The organism is Leifsonia sp. 2MCAF36, assembly GCF_052115525.1.
Lineage (GTDB): Bacteria > Actinomycetota > Actinomycetes > Actinomycetales > Microbacteriaceae > Leifsonia.
Genome location: NZ_JBFRGV010000005.1, coordinates 1 through 20,041, shown reverse-complemented (window position 1 = coordinate 20,041; position 20,041 = coordinate 1). Strand labels below are relative to the sequence as shown.

At 62.9% G+C, this 20,041-nt stretch carries 19 protein-coding genes; 11 read left to right on the top strand and 8 right to left on the bottom strand.

Translation table 11 applies throughout. The features are described from left to right. The 4 genes from AB4079_RS08985 (at position 1) to AB4079_RS08970 (ending at position 4,766) form a co-directional block, all read left to right on the top strand. A complete protein-coding gene (locus AB4079_RS08985) occupies positions 1-894 on the top strand; it encodes a carbohydrate ABC transporter permease (protein WP_441786950.1) in 894 nt (297 codons plus the stop codon). Between the two features lie 2 nt (positions 895-896). Continuing rightward, complete coding sequence (locus AB4079_RS08980) at positions 897-1,838, top strand: glycoside hydrolase family 43 protein (protein WP_441786949.1); 942 nt, start codon at positions 897-899, stop codon at positions 1,836-1,838. A 40-nt stretch (positions 1,839-1,878) separates the two neighbouring features. Then, on the top strand, positions 1,879-2,841 hold the full coding sequence (locus AB4079_RS08975; protein ID WP_441786948.1) for an acetylxylan esterase: 963 nt from the start codon (positions 1,879-1,881) through the stop codon (positions 2,839-2,841). Between the two features lie 161 nt (positions 2,842-3,002). Further along, positions 3,003-4,766: a right-handed parallel beta-helix repeat-containing protein gene (locus tag AB4079_RS08970; protein ID WP_441786947.1), complete on the top strand. Its 1,764-nt coding sequence runs from the start codon at positions 3,003-3,005 to the stop codon at positions 4,764-4,766. A 151-nt stretch (positions 4,767-4,917) separates the two neighbouring features. On the opposite strand, the gene AB4079_RS08965 is transcribed toward AB4079_RS08970, so the two are convergent. Genes AB4079_RS08965 through AB4079_RS08950 form a run of 4 tightly spaced genes read right to left on the bottom strand, consistent with a single transcriptional unit; the run spans position 4,918 to position 8,480 of the window. Beyond that, positions 4,918-5,340, bottom strand: coding sequence for an RbsD/FucU family protein (locus AB4079_RS08965; RefSeq protein WP_441786946.1), 423 nt, complete (start codon positions 5,338-5,340; stop codon positions 4,918-4,920). After that, complete coding sequence (locus tag AB4079_RS08960; RefSeq protein WP_441786945.1) at positions 5,334-6,218, bottom strand: amidohydrolase family protein; 885 nt, start codon at positions 6,216-6,218, stop codon at positions 5,334-5,336. The genes AB4079_RS08965 and AB4079_RS08960 overlap by 7 nt, the downstream gene beginning before the upstream one ends. Then, a complete protein-coding gene (locus tag AB4079_RS08955; RefSeq protein WP_441786944.1) occupies positions 6,215-7,201 on the bottom strand; it encodes an aldo/keto reductase in 987 nt (328 codons plus the stop codon). Before AB4079_RS08955 ends, AB4079_RS08960 begins: the two co-directional genes overlap by 4 nt. Continuing rightward, on the bottom strand, positions 7,194-8,480 hold the full coding sequence (locus AB4079_RS08950; RefSeq protein WP_441786943.1) for an enolase C-terminal domain-like protein: 1,287 nt from the start codon (positions 8,478-8,480) through the stop codon (positions 7,194-7,196). The genes AB4079_RS08955 and AB4079_RS08950 overlap by 8 nt, the downstream gene beginning before the upstream one ends. Positions 8,481-9,028: 548 nt before the next feature. Between AB4079_RS08950 and AB4079_RS08945 the strand changes: the two genes are divergently transcribed. Then, a complete protein-coding gene (locus tag AB4079_RS08945) occupies positions 9,029-11,464 on the top strand; it encodes a right-handed parallel beta-helix repeat-containing protein (RefSeq protein WP_441786942.1) in 2,436 nt (811 codons plus the stop codon). An 82-nt stretch (positions 11,465-11,546) separates the two neighbouring features. Here the strand turns inward: AB4079_RS08945 and AB4079_RS08940 are convergent, their stop codons facing one another. Then, positions 11,547-12,254, bottom strand: a complete 708-nt coding sequence (locus AB4079_RS08940) for a FadR/GntR family transcriptional regulator (protein ID WP_441786941.1) — start codon at positions 12,252-12,254, stop codon at positions 11,547-11,549. Between the two features lie 9 nt (positions 12,255-12,263). Further along, positions 12,264-13,076 (bottom strand): alpha/beta fold hydrolase, encoded by an 813-nt coding sequence (locus AB4079_RS08935; protein WP_441786940.1) that lies wholly within the window; start codon positions 13,074-13,076, stop codon positions 12,264-12,266. Between the two features lie 354 nt (positions 13,077-13,430). Here AB4079_RS08935 and AB4079_RS08930 point away from each other — a divergent pair, with 354 nt between their 5' ends. The 3 genes from AB4079_RS08930 to AB4079_RS08920 all read left to right on the top strand — a co-directional run bounded on the left by AB4079_RS08930 (position 13,431) and on the right by AB4079_RS08920 (position 16,493). Further along, positions 13,431-14,714 carry an ABC transporter substrate-binding protein gene (locus AB4079_RS08930; RefSeq protein ID WP_441786939.1) on the top strand — a complete coding sequence of 428 codons (1,284 nt, stop codon included), beginning with the start codon at positions 13,431-13,433 and terminating at the stop codon, positions 14,712-14,714. Positions 14,715-14,801: 87 nt separating this feature from the next. After that, positions 14,802-15,623, top strand: coding sequence for a carbohydrate ABC transporter permease (locus AB4079_RS08925; RefSeq protein ID WP_441786938.1), 822 nt, complete (start codon positions 14,802-14,804; stop codon positions 15,621-15,623). Beyond that, entirely contained in the window at positions 15,624-16,493 is an 870-nt protein-coding gene (locus AB4079_RS08920; RefSeq protein WP_441786937.1) for a carbohydrate ABC transporter permease, read from the top strand. Between the two features lie 218 nt (positions 16,494-16,711). Here the strand turns inward: AB4079_RS08920 and AB4079_RS08915 are convergent, their stop codons facing one another. Further along, entirely contained in the window at positions 16,712-16,891 is a 180-nt protein-coding gene (locus AB4079_RS08915) for a hypothetical protein (protein WP_441786936.1), read from the bottom strand. Positions 16,892-16,952: 61 nt separating this feature from the next. After that, a complete protein-coding gene (locus tag AB4079_RS08910; RefSeq protein ID WP_441786935.1) occupies positions 16,953-17,732 on the bottom strand; it encodes an IclR family transcriptional regulator in 780 nt (259 codons plus the stop codon). 63 nt (positions 17,733-17,795) lie between these two features. Between AB4079_RS08910 and AB4079_RS08905 the strand changes: the two genes are divergently transcribed. The 3 genes from AB4079_RS08905 to AB4079_RS08895 all read left to right on the top strand — a co-directional run. After that, positions 17,796-18,677, top strand: coding sequence for a fumarylacetoacetate hydrolase family protein (locus AB4079_RS08905; protein WP_441786934.1), 882 nt, complete (start codon positions 17,796-17,798; stop codon positions 18,675-18,677). Beyond that, complete coding sequence (locus AB4079_RS08900) at positions 18,674-19,423, top strand: SDR family NAD(P)-dependent oxidoreductase (protein WP_441786933.1); 750 nt, start codon at positions 18,674-18,676, stop codon at positions 19,421-19,423. Before AB4079_RS08905 ends, AB4079_RS08900 begins: the two co-directional genes overlap by 4 nt. Positions 19,424-19,463: 40 nt before the next feature. Then, positions 19,464-20,041: alpha-hydroxy acid oxidase (locus AB4079_RS08895; protein WP_441786932.1), on the top strand; the 578-nt coding region annotated here is incomplete at its 3' end.

Sequence of the window (20,041 nt, the reverse complement as noted above, 5' to 3'; positions counted from 1 at the left end):
ATGGTGCTCACCACAATCCAGACAACCCAGACGGCGTCCCGCGAGGAACGTCGAGTTGGCCGGCGACGACCACGACGCGGACCAGCAGCGCTGATCGGCGACGTGATACTGAGCATCGCCGTCCTCCTGATAATCGTGCCGTTCGCCTACACGGTTGTGACGTCTCTGCGCCCCGCTTCGGACGTGATCAAAGATCCGCTCGGCTGGCCGGCGAGCCTGACGATCGATAACCTCACGAACGCCTATTCGAAGATGAACTACACGCAGGGGATGATCAGTTCGACCGTCGTCTTGGCCGGCGCGCTGATCTGCACCATCGTTCTCGGATCACTTGCCGCGTACCCGCTTGCGCGGATAACCCGGTCCTGGGCGACGTGGGTATACCGCATCTTCATCGGCGGTTCGACCGTGCCGATCTTCGTGTTGATCGCGCCGCTGTACATCCTGCTCCGAGACGCCGGCCTGTTGAACAGCTACGCAGGAATCATTCTCACCTACACGGCCATCAACCTTCCGGTCGCAATCTTCTTCTACACGTCGTTCTTCCGCCAGATCCCGATCGAGCTCGAGGAAGCCGCGGCGATCGACGGATCGGGACCGATTCGCACATTCATTGTCGTGCTGTTCCCGCTCCTTCGGCCGGTCACTGCGACCCTCGCCACGTTCCTGACCCTGAGCGTCTGGAATGACCTGTTCGTGCCGCTGGTCTTCGTACAGGATCCGGCGTTGAAGACGGTAATGGTGAACGCCTACTCCCTCGTTGGCACCCACAGCGTGGACCCGAGTCTGCTCTTCCCCGCCGCATTGCTCGGCGTCGCGCCGCTCCTGATCGTGTTCGCCTTCTTGCAGCGGCACGTCGTGAGCGGGCTCACAATGGGTGCCGTGAAGTCGTAACAATGGCGAACAACAACTCAAAACAGGCAAGCACACTCCACTCCACCTCCCCAGGCCACCAGATTCTCGATCGAACCGAGTTGCGCATCCGTGACCCGTACATCGTGGAGCACGACGACCGCTACATGCTCTTCGGAACGACAGATCCGAGCCCCTGGCAGGGACCGGGAGTCGGGTTCGACCGGTACGAGAGCGATGATCTCGAGCGGTGGAGGGGACCATTTCCCGCCTTTCGCCCTGGTCCCGGATTCTGGGGTGAAACCCAATTCTGGGCGCCGGAGGTTCATCAGTACAACGGCGGATGGTGGATGTTCGCGACCTTCGCCGACGGCGCGGGCCGTCGCGGCACCCAGGTATTGACGGCAACCGATCCGGATGGACTGTTCCAACCGTGGAGCGACGGACCCGTCACCCCACCGGAGTGGATGTGTCTTGACGGCACACTCTTCGTGGACAAGTCCGGCGCTCCATGGCTCATCTTCTGCCACGAATGGCTGCAGGCCGGGGAGGGCGCGATCTACGCGCAGCGTCTCAGTGACGACTTGCGCACCTCGACAGGCGCTCCGATCCTCCTCTTCGCTGCCTCCCACGCGCCCTGGACACGACCCTTTCGCAATGACGAAACGGGTTACGACGACATCGCGTTCATCACCGATGGTCCCTTCGTGGTGCGCGACGACGCGGGGCTCGCACTCCTCTGGTCGAGCGGCGGCGAAGGAGGCTACTCCGTCGGCGTGGCGCGCAGCTCCACAGGTCTCATCACTGGACCATGGGTGCACCAACCTCAGCCCCTCGTCGGGTCTGACGGCGGACACGCAATGCTGCTCACCACACGTAGTGAACGCTTCCTGGTGTTTCACCAGCCCAACGAACTCACCCTTGAACGCCTGACCATCAGACGCGTGGCTGAAACCAACGGGATCTATCTGATCCCACCTGCCTAGTGCCGGCCGTTCCAACCCATGAAGGTGAAAAGTCCTCCCGATGTATACCGACATTGCTGAAGCTGATCTGCCTGACGTCCGAAGCGACGTGAAGCTGCCTGATGACTTCGACGCGTTCTGGGAGGACAGTCTGGAGCAGGCGCGGCAACATCCGATCGACATTCGGCTGAGTCTCCATCCCTCTCCGCTTCGTACCATCCGAGTGCAGGCGGTCAGTTTTCGAGGCTTCGGCGGGGATACTGTGCACGGCTGGCTCAGAACGCCCGCCAACGCAGAGGGACCCTTGCCGACTGTCGTCCAGTACGTCGGATACGGGGCAGGACGAGGCTTTGCCGAAGACGACCTTTTCTGGGCGTCAGCCGGCTTCGCCCACCTCGTCATGGACACGCGAGGACAGGGTTCGGTGTGGAGCCCGGGAGTGACTGCCGACCCCCACGGCTCGGGCCCGGCCGCACCCGGGTTCACTACCAGAGGGATAGAAAGCCCCGAGACCGCGTATTACCGGAGAGTCGTCGTGGATGCGGTGCGAGCGGTGGACGCTGCAGCCGAATTGACGGTCGTCGATTCGGACCGCATCGCGACACTGGGCGGCAGCCAGGGCGGCTACTTCGCCTTGGCAGCTGCATCTCTTAACCCTCGGGTCGGTGCGGCGTTCTCGTTCGTCCCGTTCATGTGCGATGTCGCCCGCGCGATTACTCTGACCGACGAGGAGCCCTATCGAGAGATCGCTCGCTATCTCGCCTTCCACCGCAGCAGCGAAGCCACCGTGCTGCACACGCTCTCCTACCTCGACGGCGTCAATTTCGCACGCCGTTCCCGAGCACCGATCCACTTCACTGCCGGGCTGATGGACTCGGTCTGCCCGCCATCGACGGTGTTCGCCGCCCACAACGCCTACCGGGGCCCCAAGTCGATCACCACGTGGCGTTACAACGGGCACGAGAGCGGCGGAATCGAGGATCATCTGGCCGCGATCGGGCGTCTCGCCGAGTTGTGGGACTAACGGCAATGGCGGCGGCGCCTTCGGTGTCGATGGTCTTCGTCGATGCTCGAAGAGGGACCGATCGAAACGATGGAAGTACAAAGCGGCGTGCCGTTCAGTCTCTGGAGGAAGCGCAGAAGCGAGCACGAGAACTCGCAACCGCAGGAAGAGCCGACGTCGTCGTGAAACTCGCGGCCGGAGACTACCGGCTGTCGAAGCCACTGACCTTCGGCGCCCAGGACTCGGGCGTGAATGGGCATACCGTCACGTGGCAGGGACCGGACGAGGGCACGGCCCGCATCCTTGGCTCGAGTAGCGTCAAGAAGTGGAAACTGAGTAGCGTCGGCAACGGAATCTACGAGGCGTTGGTACCGCGCGGAACTCAGACGCGTCAGCTTTACGTCGACGGCGTACTCGCTCAACGCGCGAGGACTGAGCTCAACCGCGCCGACATGTCGGCGACGGATTCCGGGTACAAGCCGACGGGATCCGCGGCGTGGCTGCTCACCATGCCAGGCGTCGCGAATGCCGAGATCGAGGGCGCCGGCGCGTGGACGAGCCGATTCAGCCCCGTCGATGGGGTCGACGGCGACGTCCTCACTATGCAGCAGCCCGCCTGGAAGCTCAACACCTGGGGCTGGGACACGCTCAACAGCCCATTCCACGATGGGCCACTCGTTGTCGAGAATGCGCTCGCCCTGCTCGACCAGCCGGGAGAGTGGTTCCTCGACCAGAAAGCAGGAACCCTCTACTACAAGCCTCTCGCCGGCCAGAGCATGGACCGAGTCGATGTCGAGCTGCCCACAGTCGAATCCCTGATCAATGTCGCCGGCACGCTTGACGCACCAGTGCATGACCTGACGTTCTCGAACCTCGACTTCAGTGGAACAACGTGGAACGCACCGACCACAACCGGCTTCGCTGACCAGCAGACGAGTTCTTACCTGACAAGCCTCGATGGGATCGACCAGTCGAACTTCGAATCGACCCGCGGCAAAGTATCAGGGGTCCCTGCGGGTATCCAGGTGTCGGCGGCACACGACATCAGCTTCACTGACAGCACCTTCACGAACTTCGGCGCCAACGCTGTCGGAATCGGCAACGACGCGAACGCCACAGCCTCGGGGATCGGCCTGGCGGCCCGTAACATCACGGTCACGAGGTCGGTGTTCTCCCAGATAGCCGGGTCGGCTGTGACCGCGGGCGGATACCTGCCCGACGCGCACCACCCGAGCGACCCTCGCATGCTCGTCTCCAACATCAATGTGACGAACAACGTAATACACGACGTCGCCCGTTACTACACCGACAACGTCGGCGTGCTCATGACATATGTGGCGGACTCGACCATCTCGCACAACGAGATCTTCAATCTGCCCTACTCCGGCATCGCTGTCGGATACGGGTGGGGGATCCCCGATGCTGGTGGCAGCCCCGAGTACGAGAGACGAGGAACGTACAACTACTATCCGCTGTACAGCACCCGCACCACGATGAAGAACCTCACGATCGAGGGGAACTACGTCCACGACGTGCTCAAGCTTCACACGGATGGTGCGCCCTTCTACAACCTCGGCGCGTCGCCCGGCACTGTCATCCGGGACAACTATTTCGCCGGATCCACGAACTTCGGAATGTACTTCGACGAGGGGACTCGCTTCATCCACACAACGAACAACGTCGTAACGACAACCGGTGGGCGGTGGTGGCACGCCAACTATGCCAACAGCCCGCTCAACGGCGACATGGTCACGGATGGCAACTACTCGAACACCGACAGCAACAATTCAGATCCGGCTGGTCGCAACGACAGCTACTCCGGTAACACGGTCGTCTCAGACCAGAATTGGCCTGCACCCGCCCGTGCCATCATCGACAACGCCGGGGTGTCTGAAGACCGACGTGGCGGCGCCGCCTCGACTCCGACGGCGCTCTATCGGGAGTGACCCGGCGCGCGAGGACGCCGACGCGTAAAGTCGGACAACCGGCCCCGAATCTCCGACCCACCGCGGCCGGTCGGAGAAACCCGACTCACCGCATCCACATCTCCGACGCAAGCCCGCGAATCTCCGACCCACCGCGGCCGGGGCAACGGAATCAGGTCGCCGATCCTGGGGCGACCAAGCCTTTACGGAGCAGGGCATTTCCGTAGCTGCGCGACTCCCCCGTTCGGATGATGAGGAAGGCCTCGTCGGCGAGATCGTAAAAGGCGTGCCGTTCGACGAACGTCACGTCGTCGTCGCCGGCCCGTGCCGCGGCGATGAGTTCGTGCTGCACTGCGAGTGTGGCTCCGTCGGCTGAGCGCATCAGGTTCAGGGCCGGTGCATCATCGAGAGGGAGCACACTGCGAACCGCCGCGAGAACCTGAGGCGCGCTGAGTCCGGGGGTATCGACGACGCGAGCGCCGAGCCGTGCCGCTGGAAAGTGGGCGTCGGCGACGACCACGGCGTCCGAATGCCCCATCGCATCGAGATGCGCCAGCAACGTTCCCGTGAGGATCGGATCTATCCCACTCAGCATTTCGAGACTCTCTTTCTTCGGGACATCGGATCATTGAGGGAATAGGTCGCGACGGCGGTATTCCACAGGATGTGCTCCTGCTCTGCGGCGCTGAGCTCGCCGATCCATTCCGAGTAGACCGCCCACGCGCGCTGGTATCCGCCGAACTGCACCGAGATCGGCCAGTCCCCGCCGTACATCAGGCGCGGCGGCCCGAACAGATCCAAAGCCGCGTCCCACGCAGGTCTCAGAGCCTCCGCCGTGAACGGCACACCGGGAAGGGTCAGCCCCGACACCTTCGCCACTGTGTTCGGAAGGGCGGCGACGGCATCGAAAGATGAATGCCACGAGCCGAAATCATCACGGCCCACCGGTGGTTTCGCCAGGTGATCCACCACCACGGTGAGTTCTGGAAGCGCGCGCGCCACGTCGCGCGCCTGATCAAGGTGGGCCGGCCACGCATCCGGAACCTCGAAGGCCAGACCCCGGCGCGCCAGCAACGCGAGCGATGATCTGACCTGCGCGAGTTCCAGGAAGTCGGTTCGGGGGTCGTTATGCACCAGATGCCGAACGCCACGAAAGGCCGGATTCTCACCCCAGCGATCAAGCGCGGCCTCGGCCGCGCGCGGTTCGTCCAGGGGCACCCAGCCCACCACGGCGGCAACCCACGGGTTCTCCTTCGCCACACCCAGCAGGTAGTCGGTGTCCCGCAGCGTGTCCTCGGCCTGAACCAGGATCGCCCACTCGACTCCGGCAGCGTCCAGTTCGGCTCTCGCCTGCTCGGCTGTGAAGGTCGAGTACAGCGCGCCGTGCTCGGGCGTCAACCAGGCGTATCCGCCGGAGTCGAGATCCCACAGATGAAGGTGTGCATCGATGCGGCGCGTGGACGCGAGGGTCACGGGATCAGTTCCCGGTCGCGAAGGTCGGTCCACAGCACTTCGGGGATCGCCGAGTGCATCCGCCCTACCGTTTGTTCGAGCTGCGCGGCGGAAGCGGCACCGACGACGACGGTGCGAATGGCCTGGTCGCGCAGGGTGTACTGCAGCGCGGCGGCCGGCAGTTCCACGCCATGAGCGGTGCACTCGGCGGCGATCGCGCGTGCCCGCTCGAGAACCGCGGAAGGTACAGCGCCGTACTCGTAATGGGCGGAGGGATCGGGCGCGCTTTGTGCGAGCAGACCTGAGTTGAAGACGGCCGCGTTGACGATCCCGATGCCGCGTTCGGCCGCCTCCGGAATCACCTCCTCCAGGGCGGGTTGCTCGAGAAGGGTGTAGCGGCCGGCGATCATCAGCAGATCGAGTGCGTCGGTTCGCACGCCCGCGAGCAGCGCGGCCACCGACTTCGAGCCGAGGCCGACAGCCCGCACCAGGCCCTCGTCGCGGAGCGCGGCCACAGCAGGCACGCCGTCCGCGATCGCCGGTTCGAGATCGAACTCCTCAGGGTCGTGAAGATACAGCACATCGACGCGGTCGAGACCGAGACGGATGAGCGAGTCGTCGAGGCTGCGACGCACGCCGTCGGCGCTGAAATCCCAGACACGCTTCAGGTCGTCGGAAACAGCGAACCCGCTCTCGTCGTCGAATCCGTGGCCGCCTCCCGGGTTGTCGACGAGCAACCGTCCGACCTTCGTCGACAGGATGAACTCGTCACGCGGTTTCGTGGCGAGGAACGCGCCCAGCCTGCGTTCAGACAGACCCATGCCGTAATGCGGCGCCGTGTCGAATGAGCGGATGCCCGCCTCCCAGGCGACCTCGAGTATTGCGTGGGCGTCCTCATCGCTCATCACGCGAAAGAGGTTGCCCAGGTTCCCACCGCCGAACGAAAGCGGTCCGAATTCGAGTTCGGATGCCCGAGCCGGTCGGGGCGGGACGGCTTCAGACACGGACGCCCCGCGTGTATTCGATGATCGATGCCTCGTGCATCTCGGCGCCGGACCCGGGCGCACTCGGCGGCCAATACCGCCCGTCGTGGACGTCAACGGGGCTGACGAAGTGCTCGTGCAGATGGTCGACGAACTCGATCATCCTGTCGTCGCTGGTGCCCGAAACGGCCAGGAAGTCGAACATCGACAGGTGCTGCACGACCTCGCACAGCCCGACCCCGCCCGCGTGCGGGCACACGCGAACACCGAACTTCGCCGCAAGCAGCAGGATGGCAATGTTCTCGTTGACACCGGCGACCCGGCTCGCATCGATCTGGAGCACGCCGAGAGCGTCCGCCTGCAGAAACTGCTTGAACATCACCCGGTTGGCGCCGTGCTCTCCGGTCGCCACCGGGATCGGCGCGATTCCGCGAGCAATCGCAGCGTGCGCCAGAACGTCGTCCGGGTTCGTGGGCTCTTCGACCCAGGCGAGGTCGAAGGGTGCGAGGTCCGCAATCCAGTCGATCGCCTCCGCTACATCCCACCGCTGGTTCGCGTCGATCGCCAGCCGGATGTCCGGGCCGATCGCCGCACGAGCGATACCGAGGCGACGAACGTCATCGGCCCGATCCGCTCCGACCTTGAGCTTGATCTGGGCGAACCCGTCTGCGACGGCCTCACGGCACAGCCGGTCGAGTTTGGCGTCGTCGTAGCCGAGCCACCCGGGCGAGGTCGTATAGGCAGGGTAGCCCGTAGCGAGCAGCTCCGCGCGGCGCGCGTCCCGGCCCGGCACGGCGTCACGCAGGATCTCGAGTGCCTCGCCAGGAGTGAGAGCGTCGGTCAGGTAACGAAAATCAACCAGCGACACAATCTCTTCCGGCGTCATCGCCGCGAGGAGCGCCCAGAGAGGCAGACCGGCCCGCTTCGCCTTGAGGTCCCAGAGCGCGTTGACGACGGCACCGATGGCCATGTGCATGACACCCTTCTCGGGTCCGAGCCAGCGCAGCTGGGAGTCGTACACGAGGTCGCGCCAGGTCCGCCCCATGTCGTCGAGCAGTTCCTCTACTTCGCGTCCGAGCAGGTGCCCCTCGAGCGCGCGGATCGCCGCCTCCTCGACATCGTTACCGCGCCCGATGGTGAACACGAACCCGTGGCCGGCGAGGCCGTCGTCGCTGTCTGTGACGATGCGCAGGTAGGCGGCCGAATAGTCGGGGTCCGGGTTCATCGCGTCCGACCCATCGAGCATGGTCGAGGTCGGGAAGCGAACATCGTAGGTGTCAAGTGCTGTGATCGTGCTCACGTGGTTCCTTTGTTGGACTGTACACACGAGCTTAGACATCCGATGTCTGGCTGTCAATCGAAGACTGATTTGGCCAAGTTAGGCACAGATGGGGCGAAACCTCACCTCATAGTTCGGATGTCCGGGATGTGGTGCTGGAAATCGTGCCAAGCCCACCATTCTGCGGCCCCCTCGCCACGCGCATCCGCAATCACCACGGCAGACCTCATATGTTTGGTCGCAGATCGCCGGTGGAATCAGCAAAAACGCCGCTGATTGAGGGCTATTGTCTCGTACACATCCGATGTATGCTTTCGCGATAGCCAACCGAACTAGTGGTCCAATGGAGGTCCATCGTGTCGTCGACTCGTGCCAAGCGCGCACTGCTCGCCATAGCCATTGCGGCATCATCGATTTTGACAGCGACGGGGTTGACGGCAAACGCAGCTTTTGCTGCCGTTCAGACGACGCTCTACGTGTCTCCTACGGGGACAGGCACTGCATGTTCATCCGCATCCCCTTGCTCCCTCACCACCGCACACGCGCAGGTGACCTCGCTAGCCCCCTCGATGACTGGCGACATTGACGTGCTGCTTGCGGGGGGCACGTACACGGTGACCAGCCCTCTCACTTTTGGCGCGGCCGATTCTGGTACCAGCGGGCACAGAGTTTCTTGGGAACCCGTTGCCGGAGCAACCCCAGTCCTTTCGGGTGGACAGATCCTGACGGGATGGACGCAGGTGCCAGGAACGGGCATTTGGCAGGCCTCGGCCGGCGCGGGAGTCGACCCTCGTGAGTTCTACATCAACGGCGCTCGACAAGCTCAAGCGAGCATAGGCGGTAGCGTGGTCAGCGCGCTGGGTCTGACGACGACCTCAAGTGGCTATACCTCAACCTCGGCGGCTCCCCTTTCCTGGCAAGACCCAGGCAACGTCGAGATGATCTGGAATTCCACCCACCTCTGGCAGAACTCTCGGTGCCGAGTCTCGTCGATCGCCGCCAACGGGTCGGGAGCCGCGATAACAATGGTTCAGCCGTGTTTCGCCAATGCGGTCACCGTGGGAAATTCGCTGCCGTCAACCGTTTCGGGGTCCTACTCGTTCATCTCTGCGCCAGGGCAATGGAGTTACAGCGCCAGCACACAGAAGGTTTACTACGAGCCTCGAGCCGGTGAGACGCTTTCCAGCGAGACAACGGTCATCCCTCGCGCCGGCAGTTTGCTGGATTTCGCAGGCAGCGCGTCCTCTCCGGTCCACGACATCACGGTGCAAGGCCTCTCGTTCCAATACGCAACGTGGACCCAGCCCAGTAGCCCGGCAGGTCAGGTCGAGACGTACGGAGATCTTCAGTATGTGGATTCCTCAACCCTCAGCACAACTCCCGGAGACGTCTCGGGGGAGGGAGCTCGAAATATCTCGATCTTGGGCAACACGTTTTCGCATCTGGGCGCCGCTGGACTTTCGTTCAGCAACGGAAGTCAGTCCGACACGATAACGGGCAATAGCTTCACCGATATCTCGGCCAGCGGAATAGTGCTCGGCAACGCGCGAGACGCGGCGGCTGGCACGAACGACCAGAACGGTGGTTTTACGGTAACCGACAACTTCATCGCGAGCGTTGGCCAGCAGTATCTCGGATCGCTCGGTATATACGCGACGATGGTTTACGGAACCACGATCTCCCACAACTACCTCACAAATCTTCCTTACTCGGGAATCTCGACCGGATATAACGGGCACGTCACAGCCGGGATTCCTGGCGGGACGAGCACGACCGCGACCTACGCGCACGACAATGTCATCTCCCACAACCGAGTTCAGAACACAATGTTGTCGAAGAGCGATGGCGGGGCGATCTACGCGTGGGGTCCGGAGAGCTCCGGTCCCACGACTGGACGCCTCCAGGTATTCGGCAATTACACCAACCACACCCTGAATCAAGGTTTGTACGCCGACGAGAACAGCGCCTACGAGGACTGGCATGACAACGTCTTCGAACGCGTCGGCGCCAACTGGCTCAACCTTTCGCCGACGGCCATCCACGATTTGACAGTGCAGAACAACTACTCTGACAACGCTAGGCAAGTGACGAACGGCACCAATGTCGTCGTTAGCGGGAATTACACTTCGGGTAGGCCTTGGCCCTCAGCGGCACAGGCGATCATAGGTGCGGCGGGTCTCGAACCCGCATACGCATCGATCGTCGCCGGGGCTACCGCAGTAGACGACTCTGCTTCGTCGAGCGTGGTTTATTCAGGGTCTTGGGTGCACTGCACGAGCAGTTGCAATACGACGTTCGGAGCGAGCTACGTAGGTGGCACAGTTTCGTATACGAATACTGCCAATGCCTCAGTGACAGTGACGTGGACCGGGACGCAGGCTGACTACATTGCGAGCGTCGGCGCGAGTGGTTTCGCCGCGGTTTCTGTCGATGGCGGCCCTGAAACGATGGTCGATCTGTACGCGCCGTCTAACGCCAGCAAGTTGGTCTGGACCACTCCACTCCTGGCGGATGGTACCCACACCATGACCATCCGGGCCACGGGTACTAAAGATGCCACGTCTACTTCTACATACATCGCCCTCGATGCGGTGATCGCTCATGCCGCCAACTATGTGGACGATTCCTTCCCGGATGTCTCGTACTCGGGTACGAGTTGGGCCCACTGCACGCTAGATTGCAACGCCGCTCTTGGGGCGCAACTGATTTACGGCACGACCTCATACAGTTCGCACGCCGGCGACAGCGCGACATTGAGCTGGACGGGGACTCAGATTGCCTACTACGGGGTGACTGGGAACAGCGGGATCGCAGGCGTCTCGGTCGATGGCGGTACCGCGACGAATGTGAATCTTTCATCCGCTTCCAACGTGGGAGGTGTTCTGCTCTACACGAGTCCCGTACTGGCCGCGGGCGCGCATACGATCACCGTGACGGTGACCGGAACTCATACTGGATCTAATGCGAACTGGGTCTCCATTGATGGTTTCGTCGTGGCACCGTGACGAGAGGGTCCATCTACGAGCGAATGTCGGGTATCGTCCACCGCACCGCCGAGCGCGTTTATGGACTGCGACCGTCGTAGCGCTACAGTCCGGCGAGCTCGTCGAATGCGTCAGGCTGGCTGGCCCGCGAACGTATCCACTGCTCGACCCCGGAGATGTGGGTGACCGCCAGGGACTCGGCGAGCTGGACGTCACCTATTTCCAGGGCATCGACGATTGCGCGGTGCTCGTCGAGGGTGCGCGCGACTGCGTGCTCCTGTGTTAGTCCCCGCCACACGCGGGCCCGCAGGGTTCGCCCCGAAAGGGATTCGACGAGAACAGTGAGGTATGAGTTGCCAGCCGACTCGGTAATCGCCGCGTGGAACGCGAGATCGTGTATGACCAGGTCCTCGACGCTTGTCGACTCGTTGACCTCATCGATTTGACGCCGCAGAGCCGCCAGTTCTTCCGCACTGATCCGAGCGGCCGCCATGCCTGTCGCCGCTCCTTCGCAGATTCGCCGCACGGCAAACAGGTCGAGAATCGATCGGTCCGCGTGCAAATCGATCACGAAAGCGATAGCTTCCACGAGCAAGCGTGGTTCGAGACTGGTGACGAATGTGCCATCACCTCGCTTGACATTGAGCACGTTGATGATCTCGAGCGCTTTTACCGCTTCGCGCATCGAACTGCGTGAGAGCCCGAGCTTCTCGCTCAGTTCCTTCTCGGGAGGCAGTCGGTCACCCGGGCGGAGTTCCCCGCGCAGGATCATCTCTTTGATCCTGAGTATCGCTTCATCGGTAACGGCCATGGGGTCAGCTTAGTTACGAGACGCTGACCGGCTGAGGGCAACGTTGCGGTCGACCATCTTGATGAAGTCGCCCCAAAGGGCCGGCGGTAGCTCGTGTCCTACGTGGCTAGCCAGATGCAAATCGGCGTTGGGAAGAATCTCCCCGGTCGAAAGTGCAGCTCGGTAGCTGATCAGTCTGTCGTCGCGACCGTGAAAAATTGCCGTAGGTATTTTCACCGAAGCGAGGGCCCCACGGCGATCGCCGTACCCTTCTAGTGCTGCGGCTTGGCGTGCTGTTCCGTCCGGCCGATACGCGCGATCGTATTGCTCCTCCGCGAATCGCCTCCGCGAATCCTCAGTGAACCCGGTGACTCCGGCGAAGGTCTCTTGGTACAAGTACCTCTCGATCACCGACTCCCGATCCATTGGCGCCTCTGCAGGGAGAACGCGAGAGGCGAGAACTTCCGGGTCGTCAGTCCAGAACTCGACGGAACTCATCGTGCACAGCAGGAGTTGGCTAGCAATGCGGTCGGCAAACGAGATCGCGAACTCTTGAGTGATCATTCCTCCCATCGAGATGCCGACGAAATGGGCTCGTTCAATCCTGAGATAGTCGAGCAATTCCTTGACATCGCCAGCGAAGTCGCCAATTTCGTAAGCGTCGGGGACCGGGCGCGTCCACTGCGTCAGACCCGCATCCCGGTTGTCCAGCCGGATCACGCGGTAGCCGGCGGATTCAAACGCGAGGACGAGCCCGGGGTGCCACTGCACAAGTTGGCAGCCCAATCCATGCACCATCACCAGCGGAGTTCCCCACTCCGGACCAGAGACCTCGTAGTACATCCGCACCCAACTCAGATCAGTACTCGGCATAGTTTGTCCATTCAATCGCGCCTATCCCACCATAATAAGCCACACCTCCGATGTCTTCAAGGACAGACTTGCCCCAGATGTGCCCCTGCGGCCCCTAAAATAGGCGATTTTTGGAGAGTTAACACCACTCCGGGCGGCAGCCAGTATTAGGACATTGACAGCAGACATCCGATGTACGTAGCATTGGCCTATCTCGTCAACCAATGACAGACACCGACCTTCGCTTACCCCGGCCGCGGTCCGAACCCGGCTACCAGCAGGTCATTGACTGGGGTCGGATGAGCGCAAAACCTCACAGCAAGCCCCGCATCACAAAGGAGTGAAATGAAGAAGAAAATGCTCGCCGCCGCCGCGGCAGCTGTCCTCGTGGGTCTCGTCATGTCCGGGTGTTCGGCCAGCCCTTCGCCGGCGAACGACTCGAAAGCACCCATCACCGTATGGGTGGACGCCACCCGCCTGCCCGTCGCTCAGGCATACGTCAAAGCTCACCGCAAAGAGAAAATCAAGATCGAAACGATCGACGAAACTCAGGGGTCGAACACATCGAAGCTGACCCTCGCTGAGAAGTCCGGAACCGGGATCCCGGACGTTGTCTTCCTCGGAACACCCGACGAAATCGCAACCATTGCAGCGAACCCGATCAACTATCCGATGGCCCTCAATACCGCGGTGCCGAAAAAGGTCCTCGATGGATTCCCCAAGGGCACCATCTCGCGGTGCACGTTCGGCGGCAAAATCTACTGCCTCTCCAACGACATCGGACAAACCGTACTCTGGTACAACAAGAAGCTGTTCACCCAGTGGGGGTACACCGTTCCCACCACGATGGAGGAATTCAAAGACCTCGGCATCAAGCTCGCAACCGAGCATCCCGGTTACAGCCTCGGAACCGTGAACGGACGCTACGGCGTCGACGCGTTCTTCGGCTCGAGCGGCTGCCCGATCTATAACGCAACCACCACAGCGGTGAAGATCAACACGGCCTCCCCCAAGTGCACCCGCGTCGGCGATGTACTTTCGCCACTGCAAAAAAACGGCACGCTCTCCCAGCTGGACCTCTTCGACAAGAGCTTCACCGCGCAGGTGGCAGCGGACAAGGTAGTGGCCATGGTTGGCGCGTCCTGGGCTGGCGCCTTCGTGTTCAAATCGAATCTGCCGAAGAACCCCGGAGAGTACACCGCCGCAGCAATGCCGAGCTGGGGTGACAGCACGAACTATTCGGGCGCGATCGGCGGCGGAATTTGGATGGTTTCGGCCAAGTCGAAGAACTCGGCCGAGGCGGTCAAATTCACTGAGGCGATGACCACCGACCCCACGTATGCGGCGTCCGGAGTCACCTACCCCGGGTACACCCCGGCGGCAACGGTCTGGCTGAAGGCGGTGTCTTCTGACTCCTGGTATGCCTCCGATCCGGCACCCGCGATGGTCTCTGCGGCGTCCAAGATCAACCCGGCTATCGGCTACGTACGCTACGAGACGGGATTGCTGCAATCCTTCACGGACACCGTTGTGAAGAACGGTGGAACCGACATGCCCGGTGCCCTCCAGCAATGGGGCACACAAGCCACACAGCTCGCCACTTCGGCCGGCTACACCGTGAGCAAGTAGGCAATCATCAAAAGTTCGACTCAAGCAGGGGCGCGGCGCCACCGTCGCGCCCCTGCGTGGGCTTTTCTGGCCCCATACCTGTTCCTGTTGGCCGCCTTCGGAGTTGTACCCGCGGGCTATGCGATCTATGAATCATTCGTTGTAACAAGTCCGTACGGCGCACCGACCTTCTCGCTCATCCAAAACTTTGCCGATGTGTTGGGCGACTACCGCCTCCCGCAGTCCAGCTTGCACGTGATCGAGTATCTGCTCGTATGGCTACCCGTCCTGCTCGTCGTCGTATTCGCGCTTGCACTCCTCATGGACGCGAAGCGCACCCGATTCGCGCTCCTCACACGCTTCGTCGTGTACGTGCCCGGGGCGGTCACCGGCGCGGCTGCTGCCCTGTTATGGCTGTTCATGTTTTCACCGGCAGTGAGCCCAATCGGGCCTCTGATTGAGTTATTCACTCCTCAAGGCGGATCGTTCCTCTCCGACCAGACGCTCGTCATCGTGCTCGCGGTGATGGGAGTATCCGCAGGTGCAGGGGGGTGGATCGTGGTCGTCTACGGAGCGCTCACCAACATTCCGGAGGAGATTATCGAGTCAGCAACACTCGACGGGGCAAGCGCCTGGCAATCCGTCTGGCACATCAAGCTCCCGCTCATTCGCAGCTACCTTGCGTTCATTCTCATCGTCTCGACCGCGCAGGGGTTCCAAGTCTTCGTCGAACCCACTGTCCTCGGCGCCGGAGCCCCCGGCCAGGTGTCGAACACGTGGTCGATCAACCAGCTCGTCTTCAACTACGCCACCACCCAAGCAAACTATGGCCGGGCGTCTGCGCTATCGATCATCCTTCTTGCCGTGTGCATCGCTCTCGCAGTCCTTGTCATCACACGAACAAAGTTCTACTCGATCGGGGACAAGTAGATGGCGGCCAAATTCAGCGGGACTTTCGGGAGAAATCTCTTCCTCGTCGGCGCGATCGTAATGTTTGGTTTTCCGATCGTCTGGTTGCTTCTCGCACCCACAAAAACGGCCACCGAGTTGAGCACGCTAAACCCGTTTGCCTTCGGCAGCTGGTCGCAGTTCGGCCTCGCCGCTCAACATCTATTCAGTTACCAAGGGGGAATAGTGTGGAGATGGATCGGCAACTCGATTTTCTATACCGCCGCCAGTCTGGTACTGGCGCTGGCTACAGCGATCCCCGCCGGTTACGCGCTCGCTAAGTTCCGGTTCAGGGGTCGGACCGCCGTACTGTTCACCACGCTCATCACGATGATCGTGCCGCCCGCAGCCCTCATCCTCCCCTTGTACCTAGAGATGTCTGTCGTGCAACTTACCAACACCCCCTGGTCGATCATCCTGCCGCTTTCGTTCTACCCGTTCGGGGTTTACATGATCTATCTCTTCGCGACCGCGAGCATGCCCGACTCTCTCATCGAAGCGGCGCGGCTCGACGGGTGCGGCGAACTTCGAATCATGATGCAGATCTTCGCGCCAATCGCACGTCCCGCAATCATCATGATCGCGTTTTTCGCGATCGTCGCCTCTTGGACATCCTTTTTCCTCCCGTACATCATGCTCACCGACCCAAACCTTGCTACCGTCCAGTCGGGTCTCCAGCTCCTCGTAAGTGGCACCGGTGCGATCCGAGGCGACGTGCCCGTGAACAGCTCGATCAAAGCGCCGGAAGTCGCCCTCGCCGCGATCGTCACAATCCTGCCGATTCTTGCCGCGTTCCTGTTCGCTCAGAAACATTTGGTTGCCGGTCAAATCGCTGGCGCCGAGAAGGGGTAGCCGAGGTCATCTAAACCACCACCGGGCGAAAGAGTGGCTCACGCCCAGAAGGGTCGAACGCTCGAGACAGAGGACGTGGTCTGAATCGGCACCGAGCCCGCCAATGGGGTCGACCGACACCTCACCGATCCGCTAGGGGGCGACAATGTTTCCGGGCCGGGGTGTTTCGGGACCCTCGGCCCGGGAACCCATCCCAACGGCCCCGGTGATCGCGTCCCTCAGCGAGGGTCCGGCGCGAGCCCGCTCGCGTCCAACTCCTCCCAGAGCGCCTCCGGAACGCGCGCCTGGTAGCGGTCGACCGTGCTCAGAACGTGCGCTTCGGTGCGCATCCCGGTCACCACGGAGACCACCGCCGGGTGCCGCAAGGGATACTGGATCGCCGCCGCGGGCAGGCTCACGTCGTAGCGTGTACACGCGTCAGCGAGCGCGGCTCGTTCCAGCAGAAAGCCCAAATGTCGCTTAGCCTCGAAGAATACTTGACATCGCCGCGGCGGCCGAGAGTGCGACCTGGGCGAGGAGCTCGATCGGGTCTTCGCCGCCGATGCTGATCGTCGTTGCGCTGATCGCTGCGACGGGTGCGTCGCGCCCCTCGAGGAAGACGGGCGCCGCCGCCGCGATGACGCCGAGCATCGTCTCCCCGCGGTCGATCGCGTAACCGGCTGTTCGTGCAACGGCCAGTTGGGCGCGCAGCGCATCGAGAGTGGTCACGCTCGCGGGGGTCAACGGCGGGAGCAGATCGTCGCGCGGGTACAACCGAAGGAGCTCCTCGTCGCGCGCGTGCATCAGTGTGGCCTTTCCCACGGCGGTGGTGGAGGCGGGCAACGGCCGGCCGGTGGCCGTCACCAGCGAGAGTGGTTGGGTGCCGTCCCGCCGGGCGAGGTAGATCACCTCGCGACCCGTGCGTTCGGCCAGTTGGAGTGTCCAGCGCAGGTCGCCCAGCCCATCCACTGTGCGTGCGAAGGCGCTGGCGAGGTCGATTTCGCCGCCGTATCGATGAGCCAAACGAACGAGGCGGGGGCCGACGAGGTAGCGACCGTCCGCGTCCTGCCGGAGCGCATCCTCGGCGACGAGCGCCCGGCAGATCCCCAAGGTGGAGCTGCGGGGGAGGGAGAGCTCTCGGCTGATCGCGTGGAGGGGGAGCGGCTCGCGCCTTCCTGCGACGAGATCGAGCACGGCGAAGGCCCGGTGAATGGCCGGCACCGAGTTCGAACGCGGTTCGTGGGCATTGACCTCGGGCATGGCACTCCCTACACTGTTCGAAATAGCGAATATGCGTTCAGCATACTGAATGATCGGACGAACGTGAAATTTGTACGTATCGGGGATCGCGGACAAGAACGTCCAGCGGTCATCGACGGCTCCCGCTATCTCGATATCTCGCCGATCACGGCGGACATCGATGGTGACTTCCTCTCCGGAGACGGCGTCGCCGCAGTGCGTCGCGCGCTCGCCGAAGGCTCGCTGAGCCCGCTCAGCGTCCCCCAGGGCGCACGAATCGGAGCTCCGATAGCGCGCCCGTCCGCGATCATCTGCGTCGGGATGAACTACGCAGCCCATGCGGCCGAATCAGGCTCGGAACCGCCGAAGGTTCCGATCATCTTCCTGAAGACACCGAACACGCTCGGCGGCCCGGACGACGACGTCGCCATCCCGCGCGGCAGCCGCAAGACCGACTGGGAGGTCGAGCTCGGCGTGGTCATCGGCGCGCGCGCGTCCTATCTGGACTCGCCCGCGGACAGCCTGCGGCACATCGCGGGATTCGTGGCGGCGAACGACTTGTCCGAGCGCGAATGGCAACTGGAGATCTCCGGCGGCCAATGGTCGAAGGGCAAGAGTGCTCCCGGGTTCAGCCCGGTCGGACCATGGCTGGTCACGCCGGATGAGATCGATCATCGCGGACTGCGACTTCGGAGCTGGGTCAACGGCGAGCTCCGTCAAGAGTCCACGACCGCCGACCTGATCTTCGACGTCGAGACCATCGTCTGGAGCCTCAGCCAGTACCTCACACTGGAGCCCGGCGACCTCGTCCTGACCGGGACGCCGCAAGGTGTCGCACTGTCCGGCCGATTCCCCTACCTGGTGGCCGGTGATGTCTGCGAGATCGACATCGAGGGACTGGGACACCAACGCCAGACGTTCGTCGCCTGGGCGCAACCAGACGGCTCGAAGGAGAGCATCCGATGAACGAGTTCGAAAACCTCGTCGCCGTCGTGACCGGCGGCGCGTCCGGAATCGGCGCAGCCATCGCCGAGAGGCTGTCCGCCGCCGGGGCGACCGTCGCAGTCCTCGATCTGGCCCCCGAAGCGGCGAACCCAGCACTTTTCGCGCTGGCGGTGGATATCGGCGACGACGACTCCGTTCGCGCCGCCATCCAGACCGTCGCCGAGCGATTCGGGCGTATCGATATCCTCATCAACAATGCCGGCATCGGTGCCACAGGAACCGTGGCGGACAACTCGGATGCCGAGTGGAACCGCGTCTGGGACATCAACGTCGTCGGGCTGGTTCGCGTCACCCGCGCGGCCCTCCCGCATCTGCGGCAATCGCCTGCCGCCGCGATCGTGAACACCTCCTCGATCGTCGCAACGGCCGGGCTTCCGCAGCGCGCCCTCTACAGTGCGTGCAAGGGAGCCGTGCTGGCGCTCACCCGAGCGATGGCGGCGGACCATCTCCGAGAGGGCATCCGCGTCAACGCGGTCAGCCCCGGCACGGTGGACACCCCCTGGGTCGAGCGGCTGCTGTCGTCGGCCGCTGACCCCGCAGCCGAGCGCGCCGCGCTGAATGCCCGGCAGCCGCACGGCCGACTGGTCGCGCCGCACGAAGTGGCAGACGCCGTCGCCTACCTGGCGAGCCCCCGGTCCGGATCGACGACCGGCGTGTCGCTCGCGGTCGACGGCGGGATGCAGAACCTGCGCCTTCGACCGGAATGACCTGCCCGACTTCTCGCTTTAGCCCTCGTTAGGATTTTCTATGGTCACGCGTCAATTCCCGAAGCCGGTTGAACTGTTGGAGTTGATGCAGTTCAAGAGGCCGGAGCTGGATCTGAAGAAGCGTCGGCTTGAGTCTGCGTTGACGATCGAGGACCTGGCCAGGATTGCTCGTCGGCGGACGCCGAAGGCGGCGTTCGATTACACCGAGGGCGCGGCGGAGGGTGAGTTGTCGTTGGCGCGGGCCAGGCAGGCGTTTCAGGATGTGGAGTTCCACCCGTCGATCCTGAAGGACGTGTCGCAGGTGGACACGTCGTGTCAGATTTGGGGTGGCCCGTCGGCGTTGCCGTTCGGGATCGCACCGACCGGGTTCACCCGGTTGATGCAGACCGAGGGGGAGACCGCGGGTGCCGGGGCGGCTGCGGCGGCGGGCATCCCGTTCACCCTGTCCACGTTGGGCACGACCTCGATCGAGGAGGTGAAGGCGGTCAACCCGGCCGGTCGGAACTGGTTCCAGTTGTATGTGATGCGGCAACGCGAGATCTCCTACGGGCTGGTGGAGCGGGCAGCAGCGGCGGGGTTCGACACCCTGTTCTTCACGGTGGACACCCCGATCCCGAT